Below are 21,054 nucleotides of genomic sequence, written 5' to 3' on the forward strand. Positions count from 1 at the left end.
AGTATTCTTCTTAAGCTGCTTTCATTATTATGGTCTATATTATCTAATGTCATATACGAAAATGGAGTTTCAAATGAAAAATCGTTGGGCTTTTAACCGAGTAAATCAATTTATCGCTATTCTTTTTTTATTGAGTAGTTCAATAGCTGGCGCCTATGCAGCTTGTTGTTCGGGACATGGGGGTGTTGCCTCTTGTAACAAAACCACAGGCTATCAAATGTGTAAGGATGGCACGGCTTCGCCTACGTGTAAATGCAAAAAAGAAAAGAGTACAACAACTACTATCAAAAAAACAACGACAACTACCACTCCCACAACAAGTACTACTACAACCAAATCTAAAAGCAGTGGGTGGGGAGTAAAATCAACTACCACTAAACCCAAAACAACTACAACTACAAAAAGCGTTACGACTCATGATACAAATAAAGGATGCTGTTCAAAGCATGGCGGGGTAGGTCAATGCAATGCCTCTACTGGTTTTCTGACATGTAAAGACGGCACTCAATCACCAAGCTGTACTTGTCATTAATCATTTGTTTAGTAATTAACTCAGATAGCGGAACCAGAAAATTGAATCGGAAAAACGCCGGTTCCGCTACCCCCATCACGACATTGGGTTTATATACGGTCTTCAGTGATATCGATCATCATTTGTAGGGATTTTTTAGCATTATCTATTACCCATTGCTGATCATTTTCCGGTAGTCTATGTCTGCTCCCGGTAAATTCATTGACCATATCTCCGGCGTTAACCTCATTATAAGACATGTTTTTTCCTTGGCGTAATAAATCGACCAGCGCGACAAGGTGAGGGGGATCATTGCGGGACATGGTCGCGCAACCACAGCCTATCCCTTTTTCATTTTCTTTTTTTGGTGCTTCAGCCAAATTGACTACTTCTATATTTAAACCCCTACAATGCTGTTTCAGATTTTCTACCATATGATTTTCAGTTCCCACAGCATAACGTTTCGTTTTCGCCCGGTCATGAACCACATAATCCCAGATGAAGGCCGTAGAACCTGAGTGTTGTGCTACTTTGATTACTGAGTTGCGGCATTCAGGATGGACAATAGTGGTGTATCCCTGGGTATGCCAATACTCACACATTTCTGGTTGATAATGGGTATGGACAGCACACTGGCTGGAAAACAGAATAAGTTGGGAATCATCAAATTGCTTCAGAGTTTTCGAGTCTTGACTGGCAAGTGAATATTGTGCTCCTGCGGTTCCCCCAGGCCAATAAGCAAGGTTTTTTATGCCTAACCAATAAGCTACGTTCTCTCCCATGTGTTGATCCGGGATGAAGAGAATTTTTTTATTTTGTTTTAGTGCCCATTGAAATATTTTTTTAACATTTGAACTGGTACACACAGCCCCGCCTTGGGCACCAGTAAGTGCCTTGACTCGGCCGGAAGTATTCATATAACAAACAGGCAAAATATTTTCAGAGCCATAACGCTCATTTAAATCAAGAAAAGCAGGTTCAACCATGAAATCTTTTGCGAGCATCTCCATGGTGCAACCAGACTTGGGATTGGTAATGTAAACTTGTTGATTCTTATTAGCCAGGATACTGATTGATTCAGCCATAAAATGCACAGCAGACTCAATGATAACGGATTTTTCCGGATGCTCGGCTGCCATCAATGCCAACTGATAGGAGTCACCAATGAGTCCCCCAAATTGTTCAACCAAGCGGACAATGTCACCTCCCATGTAATAATGGGCCAAAAGGAGTAAACGATCTCCAAAATGAGCCTGTGCTTTTTTGAGATAAGGTGTCATCCACGCCAAAACGGTTGTGAGTTTGCGGTCAGGCAATGCCTGGTATTCCTGGGCATAAGGGATAAAATCTTCTTGATACCAGTCGATAGGATAATCGCTTTGGCAAATGCTCATATCATTTCGGATATGCATTAATGTAGTTTCAGGGGTGTAAAGGGTAGAGTTTTTAAACATTGGTTTTGCCTCAAATCATTTTACAGTTAGCTGGTAAAGTAGAAAATCCATCAATGAACTACGATGCAGGCTCCGCCTTACTTTTCCCAGACTACTAGTTCTTATTATTCAGGTGAGCTGTCCATGAGTCCCAGCTTGGCAATACTTTCTTGAGCCCTGGTTTTTTTATTAGGGTAATCTTCACGATAATGACCGCCACGCGATTCTCGTCTTTCCAGAGCAGCTCTTACAATTAATTCAGCGTTGAGAATGATATTCCTCAGCTCAATAAAATCGCGAGTAATGCTATGCCTCCAGTAATACTCTTCAATAATTTTTTTTCTTTTTATTATTAATTGTAGTAGATCTTCGAGTCCTGCTTCAGTCCGGACTATACCAGCATAAGAAGTCATTTCTCCTCTTAAACCCCGCCATTGGGCATTAATTTGGCTGGCACGTCGGGTATTGACTTCACTTGGGGCACTCCAGTTCGGGATATGATCGGTGTACTTCCACGGGGCAGAAATATCTTTCAAAGTACAGCGAGCGGCATTGGAGCCCATGACTAATGCTTCGAGTAAGGAATTACTTGCAAGGCGATTGGCTCCATGCAGGCCGGTAAAGGCAACTTCCCCAATGGCATAGAGACGTTTTAAGTCGGTGCGGCCGTCAATATCCGTAAGGATTCCGCCACACTGGTAATGAGCTGCTGGAACGACAGGAATCATGTCTTGACTCATATCAATACCAATGGATAACAGGGTCGTATAAATTTGAGGGAAACGTTTTTTCAGGAATTCTTTCGATTGATGAGTAATATCTAGATAAACATATCCTGCTTGACTGCGTTCAATCTCACTAAAAATAGCACGTGCAACCACATCCCGGGTGGCTAACTCCATTTGCTCAGGGGCGTAATGTGTCATGAACCGTTCCCCTGTTTCTGCATTTTTAAGTAAAGCTCCCTCACCACGCACCGCCTCTGAAATGAGGAAATTATTCAAAGAATGATGATGCAGGAGGGTAGGGTGAAATTGGTAGAACTCCATATTACCAATCCGTGCCCCCGCACGATAAGCCATCGCCACGCCATCTCCGGTGGCAACCATGGGATTGGTCGTGTAGCGATATGTTTTACCCGCGCCGCCTGTAGCCAGAACAACACAGTTGGCCAAAAAAGTATGAATGCGATTGGCAGCGCAATCTAAAATATATGCGCCTAATACTTCGCCTTGAATATCAGTGCGGTGGGGATGGTAATAAGAAATCAGATTCACAGCGACATGATGCTCAAAAAAATGAATTTGTTTCTGTTGTTGTGCGAGCTGATTCATTATCTGGGTGATGGAGAGCCCCGTCTGGTCGCCGCAATTAAAAATGCGGCGGTGAGAATGTCCGCCTTCTTGTGCTAAATGAAAGTTCCCTTTACTGTCCTTTTTGAAATGAACATTATACTGGCGCAGTTGATTTATTATTTCGGGTCCCTGGCGAATAATGAACTCAACAGCAGGCAAATAGCATAATCCATCACCAGCAATCAGGGTATCGGAAATATGGGATTCCAATGAGTCTTCTGCTGAAAAAACAGCAGCAATCCCACCCTGGGCATATCGGCTGTTGCATTCAATCGCCTCTGCCTTGCTGACCAATGCAATTTTCAAACGGGGTTGCAGACTAATGAGCTGCAAACAATATTGCAATCCTGCCAGTCCTGTACCGATAACAAGGACATCAAACTCAAAGGTTTGTCCTTGTTGCGATAATTGATCACTCATAGAAAGGCCTTTACCAACTGAGTGGCCAGACCGGTATAGTTCTCAGGGGTGAGCTTTAGCAGTTGCTCTTTGGCTTCGTCGGGAATAGACAGTTCCTCAATGAAGTTCTTGAGACTTTTCTCATCAATTCCATGTCCCCGCGTTAGCGATTTTAATTGTTCGTAGGCATTGGGAACATTATATCGGCGCATCATTGTCTGTACAGCTTCGGCCAGTACTTCCCAGTTTGATTTTAAATCTTCTTGCAAGGCACGTTTATTAATTTGTAGTTTATCATTACCTTTAGCCAGGGAGAGGTAAGCGATTAAGCTGTAAGAAAATCCCATACCTATATTACGTAAAACAGTAGAGTCAGATAAATCGCGTTGCAGCCTTGATTGAGTGAGTTTATTGGCAAAATGAATGAACAGGGCATTAGCCATCCCCAGATTTCCTTCTGCATTTTCAAAATCAATTGGATTTACTTTGTGGGGCATAGTTGAAGAGCCAACTTCTTCGGCGACTGTTTTCTGTTTAAAATAACCAAGGGAAATATAGCTCCAAATGTCTTGGGTGTAATCCAGTAAAATGTTATTGATGCGCACCATGATTTGCGAAACTTCTGCCAAACCATCGTGGGGTTCAATTTGAGTAGTATAGGCATTAAAGGATAAACCCAGGGAGGTCACGAAATTAGAGCAGTGTTTACGCCAGTCTACCTCTGGATAGGCCACAACATGAGCATTGTAGTTCCCTACTGCGCCATTGAATTTCCCAGGGATCAATACTTCACATAATTGTTGTTGCGGTCTTTTGAGACGGGCAACAAAGTTGACTAATTCTTTTCCCATCGTTGTGGGGGTGGCCGGTTGGCCATGGGTTCTGGATAACATGGAAACATCGGCGTGCTGTTTGCCAAGCAGGGTGATACCGCCCATGATTTCTGCGAGGGTAGGTTGAATTACCTGGGCAATTGCCTGCTTTACCATCAAAGCATAAGCCAGATTGTTGATGTCTTCTGAAGTACATGCAAAGTGAATAAATGCAGTAATGGCTTTCAGACTGCTGTTTTGCTGGAATTTATCCTTCAAATAGTATTCTATTGCTTTAACATCGTGATTGGTTTGTTTTTCAAATTCTTTAATTTTAATTGCTTCAGCTTCATCAAAATTGGCAATAAGTTCACTGAGGAAATCTTTCGCTTTTTGATCGAGCGGAGGGACCTCGGAAATCGCAGTATTGGCAGCCAAAGACTCAAGCCAGCGAATTTCTACCATCAGTCGGTAATAAATTAAGGCAAATTCACTAAAATATGGACTCAAAGCCCGTGTTTTGTTGAAGTAACGTCCGTCGATTGGAGAAATCGCATTCAAAGCTGTAAGAGTCATAAGTAGCTAGCCCTAATGATAAAGCACATATAATATTAGATGCGCGGCAAGATGTGAATTAAAGTAGGTAATTTTATCTGAAAATTGATATTTTTTTAATACGCTTGTGTATAATGATCACATTTTTGAATGAAGATACTGTATTTTTATGAAAACCATCATTGAATCCTATCAAGAAGGTCTGTTCCAAAAAAAATATTGGTTACAAAATATTATTTCAGGAATCATTGTAGGAGTTGTCGCTTTGCCTTTGGCAATGGCATTTGCTATTGCTTCTGGAGTCAGGCCAGAACAAGGGATTTATACCGCAATTATCGCGGGGATCATCGTTTCAGTTATGGGCGGAAGCCGATTGCAAATTGCAGGTCCTACGGGAGCTTTTATTGTAGTGCTTTCCGGTATCACCGCAAAATACGGGGTATCCGGTTTGCAAATTTCCACCCTGATTGCCGGATTCATCCTCTTATTTTTTGGTCTTGCCCGTTTGGGAGGTATCATAAAATTTATTCCTGCCCCGGTGATTATCGGTTTTACTGCAGGAATTGGTGTAGTTATTTGGGTTGGGCAATGGCACTACTTTTTTGGCCTCCCTTCAGGAGGAACAGGGCATTTTCATGAGAAATTAGCATATTTAATCCAATCTTTTCCCCAACTTAATTTGCCTACAACACTCTTGGGATTTTTTTCATTATTCCTGGTTATTTTTTCCAACAGGGTTCCGGGATTAAAACGTGTACCAGGTCCACTCGTAGCTTTGTTAACTGTAACAATTATACAATCCGTTTATCATTTTTCCGGGGTGGCTACCATTGGCTCACTATTTGGCGGAATACCACAGGGGTTGCCGGAATTTAAAATTCCCAGCATGACCGTAGATCGAATTATAGAATTGATAGGACCTGCGTTTACTATTGCTATGCTTGGAGCTATAGAGTCTCTTTTATCTGCAGTAGTCGCCGACGGTATGGCCGGAACAAAACATAATTCCAATCGGGAGCTCATTGGGCAGGGGATAGCTAACATTTTTGCCCCCTTGTTTGGAGGGTTTGCGGCAACCGGAGCTATTGCACGTACTGCAACAAACATCCGTAATGGAGGAAACAGCCCTTTAGCAGGGATTATTCATGCGCTCACTTTAGTTTTAATTATTCTTTTTCTGGCTCCATTGGCAGTAAATATACCACTTACGGTTTTGGCTGCAATCTTGTTTGTCGTAGCCTGGAATATGAGCGAGGTAAAACATTTTATTAAGTTAATACGTTCTGCTCCAAAGGCCGATGTAGTAATTTTGTTAGTCACTTTTTTCCTCACTGTGTTTGTTGATTTGGTGGTTGCAGTAAACATAGGTGTGATCATTGCGGTGTTGCATTTTATTCGACGTATGGCATCCAGTGTTGAAGTACAACAAATGACCCAGGAGGAACTCGCTCATGAACTGGCACGACACAATATGGAAACTTTGCCTGAAGGTGTTTTGGTTTATGCGGTAGAAGGTCCTTTTTTCTTTGCTGCCACCGAAGCATTTCAACACGCATTGGCAGTTACCCATACAGACCCCAAGACATTAATTATAAGAATGCGTTGGGTTCCTTTTATGGATGTTACAGGATTACAAACCTTGGAAGAAATCATTGAAGATTTGCAAAAACGAAAAGTGAGGGTGATTTTAAGCGGTGCTAATCCAAAGGTAGAAGAAAAACTCCGTAAAGGGGGTATTATCAGACTCCTTGGAGACATGAACTTCCATAAAGATTTTTCACAAGCTTTAGTGGCATGCAATGCTTAATGTTCTTTCCCTGCAAGTACTCATACCCTGAATTTAGAAAAAATTTTTTCTTTAATGCGAGGGGTATGAGTACGAAACTTTTCTGTCAAGGAAGTTTCTCATTCCCATAGCCGTACATTTTCAGTAAAATGACTCTCAATTTTTATGGACTTGGGGCTCTTATGACGGTCAAAACACATATAATTGATTTAGCACATCTTGGCATGCACGACCTGGAGCAGGTTGGTGGAAAAAATGCTTCTCTTGGAGAGATGATCAGTCATTTATCCTCAGCAGGGGTTGCTGTCCCTGGTGGATTTGCAACGACTGCAGACTCTTTCAGAGAATTCTTGTCCCAGGATAATCTGGATAAAAAAATCTATGCAAAATTAGCGAATCTGGATCCGGAGAATGTGCATCAATTAGCCTCTGTAGGAAAAGAAATCAGAGAGATGATCGTGAGCACGCCATTTACTCCTGAGTTTGAACATTCAGTGCGAGTCGCTTACAAACAGCTGGCGAAATCCATAGGTCATGACGACTTTAGCGTCGCAGTTCGTTCATCAGCCACCGCAGAGGATTTGCCTGATGCTTCTTTCGCAGGCCAACAAGAAACGTTTCTTAATGTAAAGGGAATCGATCAAGTTCTAATTTCCATAAAACATGTTTTTGCATCCTTATTCAACGACAGGGCAATTACTTATCGAACACATCATCAGTTTGAACACCATGAAGTAGCTTTGTCAGCAGGTATCCAACAGATGATCCGTAGCGATTTGGCAGTCAGCGGGGTGATGTTTACTATGGATACAGAGTCTGGGTTTGATCAGGTGGTATTCATAACTTCCTCCTATGGATTAGGCGAGATGGTGGTCCAGGGTGCGGTTAACCCTGATGAGTATTATGTGCATAAACCTGGAATTCAGGCTGGTAGGCCTGCAGTGATCCGTAAAAATCTGGGCAGTAAAGCATTAAAAATGGTTTATGGTGATGATCCAAATAGCAAACAACGGGTTAAAACGGTAGAAGTTGATGCGAAAGACCGCATATTATTTTCACTAACTTCTGCCGAGGTTGAAAGTCTGGCTCGTCAAGCCATGATTATCGAAAAACACTACGGTCGCCCAATGGATATAGAGTGGGCAAAAGATGGATTAAATGGACAATTGTATATTTTACAGGCTCGTCCTGAAACAGTTAAAAGCCGTGATAATAAACAAATATTGGAACGTTATACATTAAAGAAGAAAAGTGAAATATTAGCAGAAGGACGAAGTATTGGACAACGTATAGGTCAAGGTAAGGCACGAATCATTAAAGATGTCAGTGAAATGGATCGTGTACAGCCTGGCGATGTATTGGTTTCGGATATGACAGATCCTGATTGGGAACCAGTAATGAAACGTGCTTCCGCTATTGTGACTAACCGTGGGGGCAGAACCTGCCATGCTGCTATTATTGCACGGGAACTGGGTATCCCCGCTGTGGTAGGGTGTGGTGATGCTACGAAAACCATACGTGATGGGGATGAGGTGACCGTCAGTTGTGCCGAGGGTGATAACGGCTATGTTTATGCGGGTTTACTGCCCTTTGAACAAGAGCGTCTTGACGTTGAGACGATGCCAGAGTTACCGATGAAAATCATGTTAAATGTGGGTAACCCCGAAAGAGCCTTTACATTCCAGTCTATTCCCAACTCAGGAGTGGGACTTGCTCGCCTGGAGTTTTTAATTTCCAATACAATTGGGATTCATCCGCGTGCATTACTGGACTTTGATAGCCTCAAGGATAAAGAATTAAAAAACTATATCATAGAAAAGACAGCAGCTTATGCTTCTCCGGTTGAGTATTACATTGAACGATTAAAAGAGGGTATCGCTACAATTGCTGCTGCATTCTATCCCAAACCCGTAATTGTACGATTATCAGATTTTAAATCTAATGAGTATGCAAATCTTGTCGGTGGACATTTATATGAGCCTCACGAAGAAAACCCCATGTTAGGTTTTAGAGGTGCATCACGCTACGTTTCGAAATCCTTTGCTGAGTGTTTTGCGTTGGAATGTAAAGCGGTACGGCGCGTTCGCGAAGAGATGGGATTAACCAATGTAGAAGTGATGATCCCTTTTGTAAGGACTGTCTCCGAGGCAAGCAATGTGATTGAGGTCTTGAAACAACAAGGTCTGGAACGCGGCAAACACGGGTTACGGGTAATTATGATGTGTGAAGTACCTTCCAATGCTTTGTTAGCAAAGGAATTCCTGGAATATTTTGATGGTTTTTCAATAGGGTCAAATGATTTAACTCAATTGACCTTGGGTTTAGATAGGGACTCAGCATTAATTGCAGCTCAGTTTGACGAACGTAATGAAGCGGTCAAGGCTTTATTACATATGGCAATTTCCGCCTGTAAAAAAGCTAATAAATACATAGGTATTTGCGGGCAAGGACCTTCAGATCATCAGGATTTTGCCCAATGGTTAATGAAAGAAGGAATAGAGAGTGTATCGCTTAATCCTGACTCCGTACTGGAAACATGTTTGTTTTTGGCAAAGCAATAAATTCCACAGTTCTCTACATACCGCGCTATGCGCGGTAACTGGAAGATATTCTGTTCCTTGCGGCCTGAATCAAATTTGTTTAACCAGACTGGCTTGAAAGTTCTCTGAAGAAAAATTTCCTGGTGCTCTATGGCCTGATTAAAAACCATAAAGGTATGTGATAATAATGCAACGTTTAAAAGGGTGGCTTCTTTTTATAGGAATATTTCCTGCGGCGGCTTTTGCCTCTGCTTCTCCAGATCACATTGATCCGGTTGCCTTTGTATTGCTTGGGGTGACTACAATTTTTTTCTTTGCAATTATTGGCCGCTATACCGCAAGACGCTTACACCAGCCCAGTGTGCTTGGAGAGTTGCTGATAGGAATTTTCATTGGCAATTTATTTTATCATTATGGATTTCCCTTGGCGGTTTTATTGCGTGAAGGTTCTGCAATTTTTGATATTATGAAGCAAATACTCCAGGGAGTGCCAATCAATCAAGCGGTTGCATCGATTATTCCTGAACCCAATTATGCTCGACAAGTAGTTGAAGCTTTAAATGGCCCACATGGTGCCGATTTCCTGAAAATCACCTATGTTGTAGATATTTTTTCACGGTATGGGGTTATTTTTCTTCTCTTTATGGTGGGACTGGAAAGCTCGATAGAGGAAATGAAACATACAGGTCGAGATTCATTTTTTGTCGCCTTACTTGGTGTGGTTGCACCTATGCTTCTTGGGTTTGCTGTCGCTTATATGTTGATGCCGAATGGCTCCTATCAAACGGATTTATTTATTGCGGCTACCCTAAGTGCCACAAGTATAGGGATTACAGCCCGCGTACTTACTGAAATGAAAAAATTACGTACCCGGGAGGCCAAGATTATTTTGGGTGCTGCCATGCTGGATGATGTGTTGGGCTTAATCATATTGGCGGTGGTCAGTTCCTTGGTAATTAGCGGCGAAGTTGATATGCTGGTTTTATTGCGCATTATTATCAGTGCAGCATTGTTTTTTACCGGGTCTTTATTCTTTGGGCCAATTATTTTACGCAAGGCCATTTATTTTTTTCGTTTCCTTGAACCTTGGGAAGCAAAATTGTTCATCTCCTTCATATTTATAATGGCTCTCTCCTGGTTGGCATCAGTGCTGCAGCTGGCGACAATTATTGGTGCATTTACAGCGGGGATTATTCTTCATGATGACTATTTTGATAAAAAGTCTTTAAGTACGAAGGATCGTCGTAGCATTTACCATTTATTATCGCCATTGGAATCCATATTGTCTCCTATGTTTTTTATCGTGATTGGCATTCAGGTAAAATTGGAGTGTTTTTATCATTGGAATGTACTTATTTTGGCAAGTGGGTTAATTCTTGCAGCTGTGGCAGGTAAATTAATTAGCGGCTATGGGGCACGTCCTTCCGATGATCGATTGCTCATAGGCATCGGAATGTTGCCGCGGGGTGAAGTGGGTTTGGTATTTGCATCTATTGGACGAACCCTGGGTGTTATATCCGATGACTTATTTTCTGCTATTGTTTTAATGGTTATGATTACTACCTTTATTGCCCCTTTATTATTAAAAATTCGCTATACAATGAAGGATAGGAAACCCGTACATGAATAAAATTTCCATACAGATTGACGCTGATGTAAAGCGTGCCTTGCTTGAAGATGTAGGTACTGGTGACGTTACTGCAGAATTGTTGCCTCCCAACTTGCAAGTTAGGGCAGAAATTATTTCGCGGGAACCCATGTTAGTATGCGGTCAAGCCTGGGTAAATGAAGTGTTCAAGCAACTGGATGACCAAATCAAACTGGAGTGGGGTGTTGCAGAAGGAGTTTGGCTGGATAAACCGTCTGTGCTTTGCACTTTACATGGACCGGGACGAAGCATTTTAACAGGGGAGCGTACTGCATTAAATTTCTTACAAACACTTTCAGCCACTGCAAGCCAAACCTATCACTATGTCCAAAAGTTACGGGGCACACAGACCCGAATACTGGATACACGTAAAACGATTCCCGGATTAAGAGCTGCGCAAAAATATGCAGTAACCTGTGGAGGAGGTCTTAATCACCGTATGGGGCTTTATGATGCTGTTTTAATTAAAGAAAATCATATTGCCGCATGTGGATCGGTAGGCAAAGCGGTTGCTTTGGCTAGGCAGAACCATAAAAATATTCTGGTTGAGGTGGAAGTTGAAACTCTGGAAGAATTACACGAAGCACTCGCTGCTCAGCCTGATCGGATAATGCTCGATAATTTTAGTGAAGAGATGCTGGAAAAAGCAGTGAAAATGAACCAGCCAAAACGGTGTACTTTAGAGGTATCGGGAGGGATTACCCTGGAAAATATCGCAGCGATAGGTCAATTGGGTGTTGATTTTATTTCTGTTGGTGCGATTACCAAATCAATTCAGGCTATAGACTTGAGTTTACTTATTAGGAAAATTTTATGATGCCAATGATCGTTTTTACAGGAGGAGGTACAGCAGGACATGTGGCGCCTAATGTCGCTTTGATAAATGAATTTAGTCAAAAAGGTTGGGATATTGCCTATATTGGTTCTGCACAAGGTATTGAAAAGCAGATGATCGAACCGCTTAAAATCCCTTTTTACAGCATAAGCAGTGGGAAATTACGTCGATACTTGAGTTTAAAAAATTTAATGGATCCATTTAAGATCCTGTTCGGCATCATGCAATCGTTTTTCTTGCTCAACAAGCTTAAACCGGATGTGGTTTTTTCAAAGGGTGGTTTCGTTGCCTTCCCAGTTGTAGTAGGTGCGTGGTTAAACCGGATTCCTGTTGTTGCCCATGAGTCTGATATGAGTCCCGGACTTGCTAATCGATTATGCTTTCCTTTTGTGAATAAAATTTGTTTGACTTTTGAGGCAGGAAAAAAACATTTTAAAAGGCAGGATAAAATCGAAGTAACCGGAACCCCCATTCGGGAGCAGCTCTTTTCTGGTAATGCGGATCGCGCCCTTGAACTATGTGGTTTTAAGACTCCCAAACCATGTCTTCTGGCAATCGGGGGTAGCTTGGGCGCCGGCTCAATCAATCGGTGTATCCGTGATGCCCTGGATCAGTTAACAAAGGAATATCAAATCATTCATATCTGTGGCAAAGGGAAATTGGAAAATTCCTTAAAAGAGCGGGAAGGATACGAACAATTTGAATACGTTAACGAAGAGCTTGCTGATTTGTTTGCAGCAGCCTCAATAGTTATCTCAAGGGCAGGTGCCAATTCTCTTTATGAAATATTGGCCCTTGGCAAACCCCATATACTCATTCCTTTACCCGCTGAGGTCAGTCGAGGTGATCAAATTCAAAATGCCCGATATTTTAAGGAATTGGGTATTAGTTGCGTCATTGAAGACAGGGCTTTAACCCCGGAAACTTTAGTACACGCTTTACATGAACTGGAGAGGAATAAAAAGGATATTATTAATAAAATTAATGCACTGGGTATAAGATCTGCTACAGACAGAATTGTCGCTATTATTGAGGAGCAAGTTCATGTTCAATCCGCAAGCACTGTATGATTTTGTATGTCTCCAATGGGAAAAGGAAATAATTCCAAGCTTATGTGATTACATAAAAATCCCCAATAAATCCCCCCATTTTGATCCTAAATGGCAGGAGCATGGATTAATGGAGCAAGCAGTGATTCATATTGCTTCCTGGTGTAAGGCTCATGCCCCCGAAGGAATGATGCTCGAAATAATGAGATTGGAAGGACGTACCCCCCTGATTTTTATCGAGGTTCCGGGACAGATTGATGAAACTGTATTGTTGTATGGCCACCTGGATAAACAACCTGAAATGTCAGGGTGGAAAGAGGATTTGCACCCATGGAAACCCGTACTAAAAGAGGGGCGCCTCTATGGTCGAGGTGCTGCAGACGATGGCTATTCTGCATACGCCTCTTTAACTGCGATCAATGCATTGCAGAAGCAAGGATTACCTATTCCGCGTTGTGTTTTAATAATTGAGGCATGTGAAGAGAGTGGTAGTTATGATCTGCCTTATTATATTGAACTGCTCAATGAACGGATTGGTAAACCAAAGTTGGTTATTTGTCTTGATTCTGGGGCAGGTAACTATGAACAGCTGTGGATGACTACTTCATTACGGGGAAACCTGGTAGGTGAGTTATCCATTGAATTGATTCGTGAGGGGGTTCATTCGGGTGCGGCAAGCGGCATTATTGCCGACAGTTTCAGAGTTGCTCGGCAACTGATAAGTCGTCTTGAAGATGAGGTTTCAGGAGAAATAAAATTACCTGAATTGTTTTGCGACATCCCTGAAGAAAGAACACGTCAGGCAGAACAGTGTGCGCAGGTTTTAGGAGATTCTGTTTATGCTGATTTTCCCTTATACCCGGGGGTTGAACCTTTATTAAAGGACAGGAAACAATTAATTCTGAACCGGACCTGGAAACCTGCTCTGACAGTTACCGGAGCTAATGGTTTTCCTGCTATAGCGGATGCGGGCAATGTTATGCGTCCTCAAACTGCTTTAAAATTGTCTATGCGCTTGCCGCCTTTGGTTGATCCTGAGGTTGCCGCAAAAGTAATACATGAAGCTTTGACTACAACCCCCCCCTATTCAGCTAAGGTGAGTTTTAAAATAGGTGATGGATCCCAGGGTTGGAATGCCCCTGAACTTGCTCCCTGGCTGGAAAAAGCCGCTGATGAAGCATCGATGACTTATTACGGAAAAGAGGCTGCCTATTTCGGAGAGGGTGGGACTATACCTTTCATGGGAATGCTGGGGAAAAAATTTCCTGAAGCCCAATTTATGATTACCGGAGTTTTAGGGCCTCAATCGAATGCACATGGACCTAATGAATTTCTACATCTGGATATGGTAAAGAAATTAACTGCATGTGTGGCCTATGTACTTCATCATGCCAGCACCAATTAATGATTAAATAAGCGGGAATCCATCTTAGACACACTGTCATGGCTTCTCGCACTTCATTATGAGCATGAATTTTCTATGCTGCAAAAATAAAAGAGAGGTTGCCTTGCAGAGCGGTTTACTGAGGGATAATGAATTCATTTTTGAACATTAAACGTTCTCAATTTCTCCAAATTCCATTTTTGCTCCTATCCAGATAAAAAATGTAAAAAATTTCTCGACAGCAAGCTCGAATCTTGGGATACTTTTTTTGGCTCTGGAACGAGCCATATAGTCCAACAATTAGGAGAAAATTATGAAAGCAAAATTTATTGCTATTGCTTTGTCATTGTCTGTAACAACCCTTTCTGCTTACGCAGCCCTCCCTAAAGAAGCTTCAATCAAAAAGAAGCCCCCCATTGTCTTACATAAAATCGATCTTAATACGGCAGATATATCGATGCTTACTGGTTCAATTAAAGGGATAGGGAAAAAGCGGGCTGAAGCAATCATTGCATACAGAAAAAGTCATCATGGCTTTAAATCCCTGGAAGAGCTTGCTGAAGTAAAGGGGCTGGGACAACGATTTATGGCTGTGAATCGGGATAAATTAAATCAGGTTTTTACGCTGAGTAAGATAGAATAATGAACAGGATATAGCAAAATTCTTTAGGTCACTGTTGTAATTATTTGTTATTACAGCAGTGACGAACCAATAAATTACTACTTAAAAAATTATACCAGGCCAGCTTGGAGCAAAAAATGTCTCCTTGATTGCCCCTTGGTTTAGAAATTCAAAAAGTACATTTATGTATAAAAATACACTCTTAATTTTAAATTGTTGTGTAAGAACTGTCGATTTTTATCCAAATTTAGGATAAAGTAGCGCACAAAAAAAAGAACAGGATATTGCGGCTTATGTTCAGAAAATTAAGGGGCGTGTTTTCCAATGATTTATCGATAGATCTAGGAACAGCTAATACATTGATTTATGTAAGAGATAAAGGAATTGTTCTAAACGAACCTTCAGTAGTAGCTTTGCGTAATGAATCAGGACAAAAACGGGTTGCAGCGGTTGGACTTGAAGCGAAGCGAATGTTAGGAAGAACTCCTGGTAACATTAATGCGATTAGACCTATGAAAGATGGTGTAATTGCCGACTTTTTTGTTACCGAAAAAATGTTGCAGCATTTTATTCATAAAGTTCATGAAAATAAATTCTTAAGACCAAGTCCTCGTGTTCTGGTTTGTGTTCCTTGTGGCTCTACCCAGGTAGAACGTCGCGCAATTCGGGAGTCTGCAATGGGTGCAGGAGCTCGAGAAGTATTCCTTATCGAAGAACCTATGGCGGCTGCCCTGGGATCCGGAATGCCAGTTGAGGAAGCGAGTGGTTCGATGGTTGTAGATATAGGCGGTGGCACCACAGAAGTCGCTATTATCTCTCTAAGTGGCATTGTTTACCATCAATCAGTACGAATAGGTGGCGATAAGTTTGATGATGCTATTGTATCTTATGTACGCCGTAACTACGGTACCCTGATTGGTGAAACTACCGCAGAACGTATTAAACATGAAATTGGTTCAGCTTTCCCAAGCCGTGATTTGTTTGAAATAGAAGTTCGCGGCAGAAATCTTGCTGAAGGTGTTCCTCGTAGCTTTATCCTCACCAGTGCGGAAATTCTGGAAGCGCTCCAGGAACCTTTATCTGGTATTGTTGGTGCTGTGAGAGCGGCATTGGAATTGGCTCCACCTGAATTGGCGGCAGATATTGCTGAGCGTGGTATGGTTCTGACTGGAGGTGGGGCTTTGTTGAAAAACATCGATACTCTACTGATGGAAGAAACTGGCTTACCTGTATTAATTGCTGAAGATCCGCTGACCTGTGTAGCACGTGGGGGTGGTAAAGCTTTAGAAACCATGGACTTGCGTGGCGGTGATTTCCTCTCAACAGAATAATACACGTAACAGATTATTTAGCAGGAGCGGGTACAGTTCTATAGGATTTGTGCTCGCTCTTGTCTTTTCTGTTTTTTTAATGTTCTCTGATTACCATTATCGTTATTTGGATAGTGTTCGTAGTGGTTTTTCCTTTGTCGTTGCTCCTTTACAATACGCAGTGGATTATCCTGTACGGGTAATTGGCTGGGTGCAGTCACTTGTTAGCGCCAAAAAAGCGTTGATAGCCGAAAATATGGAATTACGGTATCAGCAAACCATGCTGGAAGCTGAGTTACAAAAATTAATTATTATCCAAAAAGAAAATTCCCAGTTGAAAGAATTGCTCCTTACTTCCTCCAAGGCTGATATGAGAGCAATGGCTGCCCAAATTCTTGCTGTAGATACCAGTAATTCCCGGCAAATTGTTGTTTTAAATAAAGGCAAGCGTGATGGCGCTTATGTGGGGCAGCCTGTTTTGGATGCAAAGGGAGTTATGGGACAAATTGTTGATGTGGGACCTATAACCAGCACTGTCTTGCTTATTTCAGATTCCAAAAGCGCGGTTCCTGTACGCAACAATCGTACCGGCGAACGCGCAATTCTTGTCGGAACAAATGACATAGAGAAGTTATTCCTCATTAATCTGCCCAAAACATCATCAATTCATCCTGGTGATGTATTAGTTACCTCGGGTTTGGATAGGCATTACCCGGAAGGCTATCCAGTAGGACTTGTCGAAGAGGTAAATAGTGTCCCAGGGGAGGATTTTGTCAAAGTGAAAGTAAAACCCGTAGCTCTGCTTAATCGTAACCGACTCGTATTGTTGATATGGCCTGATGCAGAACAGGAAGAGTTAAACGAGCAAATTAATGAACGTTTGAATGCCAAGGAGACTCAGTAATGAGAAACCTGCGTATACGTTTGTGTCTAGGATTTACTGTTACCCTGCTTTTGTCCATATTACCCATGCCGGAATTAGTCTCCGCTTTTCGGCCCCCGTGGGTTTTATTGCTTGTCCTTTATATTGAATATTTTTTGCCGGTTAATTTTAGATTAACTACTTTGTTATTTGTGGGTTTGTTATTGGACGTCCTGCTTGCCACAGTAATCGGGGAACATTCGTTTGCATTGTTACTCGTCACCTGGATTGCTTCGAGCAAATCGAGACGCTTCCAATTTTTTTCTATGATGCAACAGATTTTTTTAATAGGATTTTTTTGCCTTTTATACCAGTTGATTATTTCACTGATTACTGCTTTGCTCGGTTTCAATTACAGTTTATTTACCCCTGTAGCAAGTGCTTTGGTGGGCATGTTTGTCTGGCCATGGATCCGTTTACTTGGTGAAGACACTTTGTTGAAGCGGTTGGTTTATCGTTGAAATAGCACCCTAAGCGTCGCAAATTAAGTTTCAAATTCCCCCCAGGTACAAACAACCTGATTATACATGGATAAATAACTGTTTTATCGTGGGTTGAAAGGGTGATGAATTATCCTGTATTCTCCTGGTTGTAAATTCCCCAATTTCCAATCACTAATTCGATGACGAATCAATCTTAAGGTGGGGTAGCCAATGGCTGCGGTCATCTTTCGAACTTGATGATTTTTACCTTCCTTTAATACTATCTCAAGCCAACAGGTAGGGATATTTTTTCTGAAGCGGATTGGAGGGGTACGTGGCCATATTTTTGGCTCATCAATGAACCTGACCTCAGCAGGTAAAAAGGCATAATCTTTAAGCACCAAGCCTTTTTCAAGAGGTTCCAAATCAGCTTCTGAGGGGATACCTTCCACTTGCACCCAATAATATTTCCTTTTATTAAATTTGGGATGAGTTAAACGATGTTGCAAAGAGCCATTATTGCTGAGCAGTAACAATCCCTCACTGTTTTTATCGAGTCTTCCGGCTGCATAAAAATCAGGCTTATTAATAAAAGAAGCTAAAGTGTGCTCAGGCTCATCCCCGGAGAATTGGCTGACGACCCCATAAGGCTTATTGAAGAGAATAATTTCTGGCATTAGTGGCTGCAAAAAAGAGGTTAATTTCCGCCTATAGTAGGTGTTTTCTCCTGTATGAGCAATTCTTCCTCCCTAATTGATTGTGTTTGTAGGTTAATTCTTATACAATGGCTGTCTGGAAAAAAGCGGATATAATCCATGAGGTTGATGAGATATACACTATTGCTTTCGTTCTTTTTTTGTCATTTTACCTTTGCAATGAGCCATTTTATTATGGTTGGTGATGAAAAAGTTGAAATTAAGCATATCCTGGGTAGAGGAAAAACCTATGTTCATTTGCACCATAATGAACAGACGGCTTTGAAGGCGGCGCAGGCAGTCATCCAAAAGGAAGGGGGAAGCCTGATTGCTTTAGTACACTCAGGAGGCCGTAATATAGTATTCCATTTGAATAATCAGCGTTATGAATTTGACCCCAACCGGATTTTTACAGATAACGGAATTAAAAAAACCTTATTGCAGTTTGGCCAATATAATCCCCAGGCCCATCATGAGGTAAATAAACTGGCGAGTAAGATTAAACAGCTATTACCCAAGGGAAAAGTTGTTGCTGTTCATAATAATTCCTCTTATTCACTTAAAGATTACTTACCGGGACAATCATTGGAAAGCGATGCTCAGGCAATTCATATGATCCCTGAGAACTATTTTCGCAATTTTTATTTAGTCACCAAAATCAATGATTTTCTTCGCTTAAAAAGCAAAGGATATAATGGAGTACTGCAAAAACCTTCCGCTACGGATGATGGCTCGTTATCAATCTATCTGGCAAAAAATGACTATATCAACGTTGAGGCAGGGTATGATCAACTGATTGAGCAAATTAAAATGTTGCAACATGCTTAGTAAGCTTCCAGTTGACCTAATTAAATAGAAAATGGTACTTGGGATTCCAAGTTATCACATGTTATCATTGCCTTCTCTCTAATTTTACGGAGTTGTCAATGACATACGATAAAATCAAAGTGCCTTCACAGGGTGAAGCTATTACTGTTGCTGAAGATCTGTCACTTCGTGTACCTAATAATCCTATTATCCCCTTTATTGAGGGAGATGGTATTGGTGTTGATGTAACACCTCCTATGATTCAAGTGGTTGATGCTGCAATTGCAAAGGCATACGGCGATAAGAAAAAAATTGCCTGGATGGAAGTTTATGCTGGTGAAAAAGCCACTAAAGTTTATGGTTCTGATCAGTGGCTGCCTAAAGAAACTCTGGATGCGCTTAAAAAATACGTTGTTTCTATTAAAGGTCCTTTGACTACTCCAGTAGGCGGCGGAATTCGTTCGTTAAATGTGGCAATTCGTCAGGATCTTGACCTTTATACCTGTTTACGTCCCATTCGCTATTTTGAAGGTGTCCCAAGTCCGCTTAAAGAACCAGAAAAAACAGACATGGTTATTTTCAGGGAAAATTCAGAAGACATTTACGCAGGTATTGAATGGCAAGCCGATACTCCTGAGGTAAAAAAAGTAATCGAGTTTTTGATGAAGGATATGGGTGTTAAAAAAATCCGCTTTCCCGAGCATTGCGGTATAGGAATTAAGCCTGTTTCTAAAGAGGGAACTACTCGTTTGGTAAGAGCCGCAATCCAATATGCTATCGATAATGACCGCCATACGATAACTTTGGTGCATAAAGGTAATATTATGAAATTTACCGAAGGTGCATTTAAAGATTGGGGTTATCAAGTAGCACGTGATGTTTTTGGCGCCAAGGAATATGAAGGTGGTCCCTGGATGGAGTTCAAGAATCCTAAAACCGGTAAGCAAATCATTATCAATGATGTAATTGCTGACGCGTTTCTCCAGCAAATTCTGTTACGACCGGAAGATTACAGTGTAATTGCTACACTTAATTTGAATGGCGATTATATTTCTGATGCGTTGGCAGCCCAGGTAGGCGGCATCGGTATTGCTCCCGGCGCAAATATCAGCGACAAGGTTGCTGTATTTGAAGCAACTCATGGAACAGCTCCTAAATACGCAGGCAAAAATAAAGTAAACCCCGGTTCTATCATTCTTTCTGCTGAAATGATGTTACGTCATATGGGATGGAATGAGGCCGCTGATTTAGTGATTAAGGGCATGCAAGGCGCTATAGCAGCTAAAACCGTAACTTATGATTTTGAGCGGGGCATGAGCGGTGCTACTTTAGTGAGCAGCTCTGGTTTTGGAGATGAAATAATTAAACATATGTAATCTTTATATAGTTTTCATGGGGTCAGTACAGGGCAGGGTGATTTGGGGAACGAAACAGTGTTTCTAACTCACTTTGCTTTCTCTGGCCTGCAAATTATAGCTTTTTGCAGTTTTATACCTGATGAATGCTATCTAACCAATATGTTTTTGATTATTTCAAAGGCGATTTTTTTCATTAAAAATAACTGATTTTACTGGCCAAAAGTGCATAGTGAGTCTATAAAAATAATATAGAGGTTGTATATTATGAGTGGGCAAAACCTAGAGGAAATTGTAAGGCGTAAGGTTGCTGAGCCAGAGCAAAGCACGGAAAACAAACTGCCGAGAAAATACAAGGTGGTACTGCTCAATGATGATTATACACCTATGGATTTTGTAGTTGATGTACTGAAGCATTTTTTTCATCTTAATGAAGAACTTGCTATACAGGTGATGTTACAGGTTCATATTCAAGGAAAAGGCGTATGTGGGGTATTTACGCGAGATATAGCAGAAACCAAAGTAGCTCTGGTAAACGAATACGCCAGAATGAATCAGCACCCATTGCTATCCAGCATGGAACCCGAGTGAATCTGCTGTGGGCTGAAGAGGAG

General features: G+C 41.5%; 18 protein-coding genes. 14 read left to right on the forward strand and 4 right to left on the reverse strand.

Annotated features, from left to right (window positions below; translation table 11 throughout):
• Positions 1 to 73 precede the first annotated feature (73 nt).
• On the forward strand, positions 74 to 532 hold the full coding sequence (locus KYQ_RS19270; RefSeq protein ID WP_172461315.1) for a hypothetical protein: 459 nt from the start codon (positions 74 to 76) through the stop codon (positions 530 to 532).
• 89 nt (positions 533 to 621) lie between these two features.
• Here the strand turns inward: KYQ_RS19270 and nadA are convergent, their stop codons facing one another.
• The 3 genes from nadA to purB all read right to left on the reverse strand — a co-directional run bounded on the left by nadA (position 622) and on the right by purB (position 5,086).
• Positions 622 to 1,965, reverse strand: coding sequence for a quinolinate synthase NadA (gene nadA / locus KYQ_RS02350; protein WP_010654154.1), 1,344 nt, complete (start codon positions 1,963 to 1,965; stop codon positions 622 to 624).
• A gap of 104 nt (positions 1,966 to 2,069) precedes the next feature.
• A complete protein-coding gene (nadB, locus tag KYQ_RS02355; RefSeq protein WP_010654153.1) occupies positions 2,070 to 3,719 on the reverse strand; it encodes an L-aspartate oxidase in 1,650 nt (549 codons plus the stop codon).
• Complete coding sequence (purB, locus tag KYQ_RS02360) at positions 3,716 to 5,086, reverse strand: adenylosuccinate lyase (RefSeq protein ID WP_010654152.1); 1,371 nt, start codon at positions 5,084 to 5,086, stop codon at positions 3,716 to 3,718. Before purB ends, nadB begins: the two co-directional genes overlap by 4 nt.
• Before the next feature lie 148 nt (positions 5,087 to 5,234).
• Here purB and KYQ_RS02365 point away from each other — a divergent pair, with 148 nt between their 5' ends.
• The 10 genes from KYQ_RS02365 to mreD all read left to right on the forward strand — a co-directional run bounded on the left by KYQ_RS02365 (position 5,235) and on the right by mreD (position 17,622).
• Positions 5,235 to 6,872 (forward strand): SulP family inorganic anion transporter, encoded by a 1,638-nt coding sequence (locus tag KYQ_RS02365; protein ID WP_010654151.1) that lies wholly within the window; start codon positions 5,235 to 5,237, stop codon positions 6,870 to 6,872.
• Between the two features lie 161 nt (positions 6,873 to 7,033).
• The gene (gene ppsA, locus KYQ_RS02370) at positions 7,034 to 9,412 is read left to right on the forward strand and encodes a phosphoenolpyruvate synthase (RefSeq protein WP_010654150.1); all 2,379 of its coding nucleotides are present in this window, start codon (positions 7,034 to 7,036) and stop codon (positions 9,410 to 9,412) included.
• A 166-nt stretch (positions 9,413 to 9,578) separates the two neighbouring features.
• Positions 9,579 to 11,021 (forward strand): cation:proton antiporter, encoded by a 1,443-nt coding sequence (locus tag KYQ_RS02375; RefSeq protein ID WP_010654149.1) that lies wholly within the window; start codon positions 9,579 to 9,581, stop codon positions 11,019 to 11,021.
• Complete coding sequence (gene nadC / locus KYQ_RS02380) at positions 11,014 to 11,856, forward strand: carboxylating nicotinate-nucleotide diphosphorylase (protein WP_010654148.1); 843 nt, start codon at positions 11,014 to 11,016, stop codon at positions 11,854 to 11,856. Before KYQ_RS02375 ends, nadC begins: the two co-directional genes overlap by 8 nt.
• Positions 11,853 to 12,944, forward strand: coding sequence for an undecaprenyldiphospho-muramoylpentapeptide beta-N-acetylglucosaminyltransferase (gene murG, locus KYQ_RS02385; protein ID WP_019349599.1), 1,092 nt, complete (start codon positions 11,853 to 11,855; stop codon positions 12,942 to 12,944). Before nadC ends, murG begins: the two co-directional genes overlap by 4 nt.
• Complete coding sequence (locus tag KYQ_RS02390; protein ID WP_019349600.1) at positions 12,919 to 14,328, forward strand: M20 family metallopeptidase; 1,410 nt, start codon at positions 12,919 to 12,921, stop codon at positions 14,326 to 14,328. Before murG ends, KYQ_RS02390 begins: the two co-directional genes overlap by 26 nt.
• Positions 14,329 to 14,620: 292 nt before the next feature.
• Positions 14,621 to 14,950 (forward strand): ComEA family DNA-binding protein, encoded by a 330-nt coding sequence (locus tag KYQ_RS02400; protein ID WP_010654145.1) that lies wholly within the window; start codon positions 14,621 to 14,623, stop codon positions 14,948 to 14,950.
• Positions 14,951 to 15,222: 272 nt separating this feature from the next.
• Positions 15,223 to 16,260: a rod shape-determining protein gene (locus tag KYQ_RS02405; RefSeq protein ID WP_003636696.1), complete on the forward strand. Its 1,038-nt coding sequence runs from the start codon at positions 15,223 to 15,225 to the stop codon at positions 16,258 to 16,260.
• Entirely contained in the window at positions 16,238 to 17,143 is a 906-nt protein-coding gene (gene mreC / locus KYQ_RS02410) for a rod shape-determining protein MreC (protein WP_010654144.1), read from the forward strand. Before KYQ_RS02405 ends, mreC begins: the two co-directional genes overlap by 23 nt.
• The gene (gene mreD / locus KYQ_RS02415) at positions 17,143 to 17,622 is read left to right on the forward strand and encodes a rod shape-determining protein MreD (protein ID WP_010654143.1); all 480 of its coding nucleotides are present in this window, start codon (positions 17,143 to 17,145) and stop codon (positions 17,620 to 17,622) included. The genes mreC and mreD overlap by 1 nt, the downstream gene beginning before the upstream one ends.
• An 83-nt stretch (positions 17,623 to 17,705) precedes the next feature.
• On the opposite strand, the gene KYQ_RS02420 is transcribed toward mreD, so the two are convergent.
• Complete coding sequence (locus KYQ_RS02420) at positions 17,706 to 18,260, reverse strand: pseudouridine synthase (protein ID WP_010654142.1); 555 nt, start codon at positions 18,258 to 18,260, stop codon at positions 17,706 to 17,708.
• A gap of 147 nt (positions 18,261 to 18,407) precedes the next feature.
• Between KYQ_RS02420 and KYQ_RS02425 the strand changes: the two genes are divergently transcribed.
• The 3 genes from KYQ_RS02425 (at position 18,408) to clpS (ending at position 21,031) form a co-directional block, all read left to right on the forward strand.
• On the forward strand, positions 18,408 to 19,106 hold the full coding sequence (locus KYQ_RS02425; protein WP_010654141.1) for a hypothetical protein: 699 nt from the start codon (positions 18,408 to 18,410) through the stop codon (positions 19,104 to 19,106).
• Between the two features lie 98 nt (positions 19,107 to 19,204).
• The gene (gene icd, locus KYQ_RS02430; protein WP_019349603.1) at positions 19,205 to 20,461 is read left to right on the forward strand and encodes an NADP-dependent isocitrate dehydrogenase; all 1,257 of its coding nucleotides are present in this window, start codon (positions 19,205 to 19,207) and stop codon (positions 20,459 to 20,461) included.
• Between the two features lie 246 nt (positions 20,462 to 20,707).
• Positions 20,708 to 21,031: an ATP-dependent Clp protease adapter ClpS gene (gene clpS, locus KYQ_RS02435; protein WP_010654139.1), complete on the forward strand. Its 324-nt coding sequence runs from the start codon at positions 20,708 to 20,710 to the stop codon at positions 21,029 to 21,031.
• Positions 21,032 to 21,054: the final 23 nt, after the last annotated feature.

This window comes from Fluoribacter dumoffii NY 23 (assembly GCF_000236165.1).
Classification (GTDB): Bacteria; Pseudomonadota; Gammaproteobacteria; order Legionellales; family Legionellaceae; genus Legionella; species Legionella dumoffii.

Bases quoted from the DNA above. Each gene is read 5' to 3' on its own strand.
- KYQ_RS19270 (WP_172461315.1), top strand. From the start codon at position 74: ATGAAAAATCGTTGGGCTTTTAACCGAGTAAATCAATTTATCGCTATT.
- nadA (WP_010654154.1), bottom strand. From the start codon at position 1,965: ATGTTTAAAAACTCTACCCTTTACACCCCTGAAACTACATTAATGCAT.
- nadB (WP_010654153.1), bottom strand. From the start codon at position 3,719: ATGAGTGATCAATTATCGCAACAAGGACAAACCTTTGAGTTTGATGTC.
- purB (WP_010654152.1), bottom strand. From the start codon at position 5,086: ATGACTCTTACAGCTTTGAATGCGATTTCTCCAATCGACGGACGTTAC.
- KYQ_RS02365 (WP_010654151.1), top strand. From the start codon at position 5,235: ATGAAAACCATCATTGAATCCTATCAAGAAGGTCTGTTCCAAAAAAAA.
- ppsA (WP_010654150.1), top strand. From the start codon at position 7,034: ATGACGGTCAAAACACATATAATTGATTTAGCACATCTTGGCATGCAC.
- KYQ_RS02375 (WP_010654149.1), top strand. From the start codon at position 9,579: ATGCAACGTTTAAAAGGGTGGCTTCTTTTTATAGGAATATTTCCTGCG.
- nadC (WP_010654148.1), top strand. From the start codon at position 11,014: ATGAATAAAATTTCCATACAGATTGACGCTGATGTAAAGCGTGCCTTG.
- murG (WP_019349599.1), top strand. From the start codon at position 11,853: ATGATGCCAATGATCGTTTTTACAGGAGGAGGTACAGCAGGACATGTG.
- KYQ_RS02390 (WP_019349600.1), top strand. From the start codon at position 12,919: ATGTTCAATCCGCAAGCACTGTATGATTTTGTATGTCTCCAATGGGAA.
- KYQ_RS02400 (WP_010654145.1), top strand. From the start codon at position 14,621: ATGAAAGCAAAATTTATTGCTATTGCTTTGTCATTGTCTGTAACAACC.
- KYQ_RS02405 (WP_003636696.1), top strand. From the start codon at position 15,223: ATGTTCAGAAAATTAAGGGGCGTGTTTTCCAATGATTTATCGATAGAT.
- mreD (WP_010654143.1), top strand. From the start codon at position 17,143: ATGAGAAACCTGCGTATACGTTTGTGTCTAGGATTTACTGTTACCCTG.
- KYQ_RS02420 (WP_010654142.1), bottom strand. From the start codon at position 18,260: ATGCCAGAAATTATTCTCTTCAATAAGCCTTATGGGGTCGTCAGCCAA.
- KYQ_RS02425 (WP_010654141.1), top strand. From the start codon at position 18,408: ATGAGATATACACTATTGCTTTCGTTCTTTTTTTGTCATTTTACCTTT.
- icd (WP_019349603.1), top strand. From the start codon at position 19,205: ATGACATACGATAAAATCAAAGTGCCTTCACAGGGTGAAGCTATTACT.
- clpS (WP_010654139.1), top strand. From the start codon at position 20,708: ATGAGTGGGCAAAACCTAGAGGAAATTGTAAGGCGTAAGGTTGCTGAG.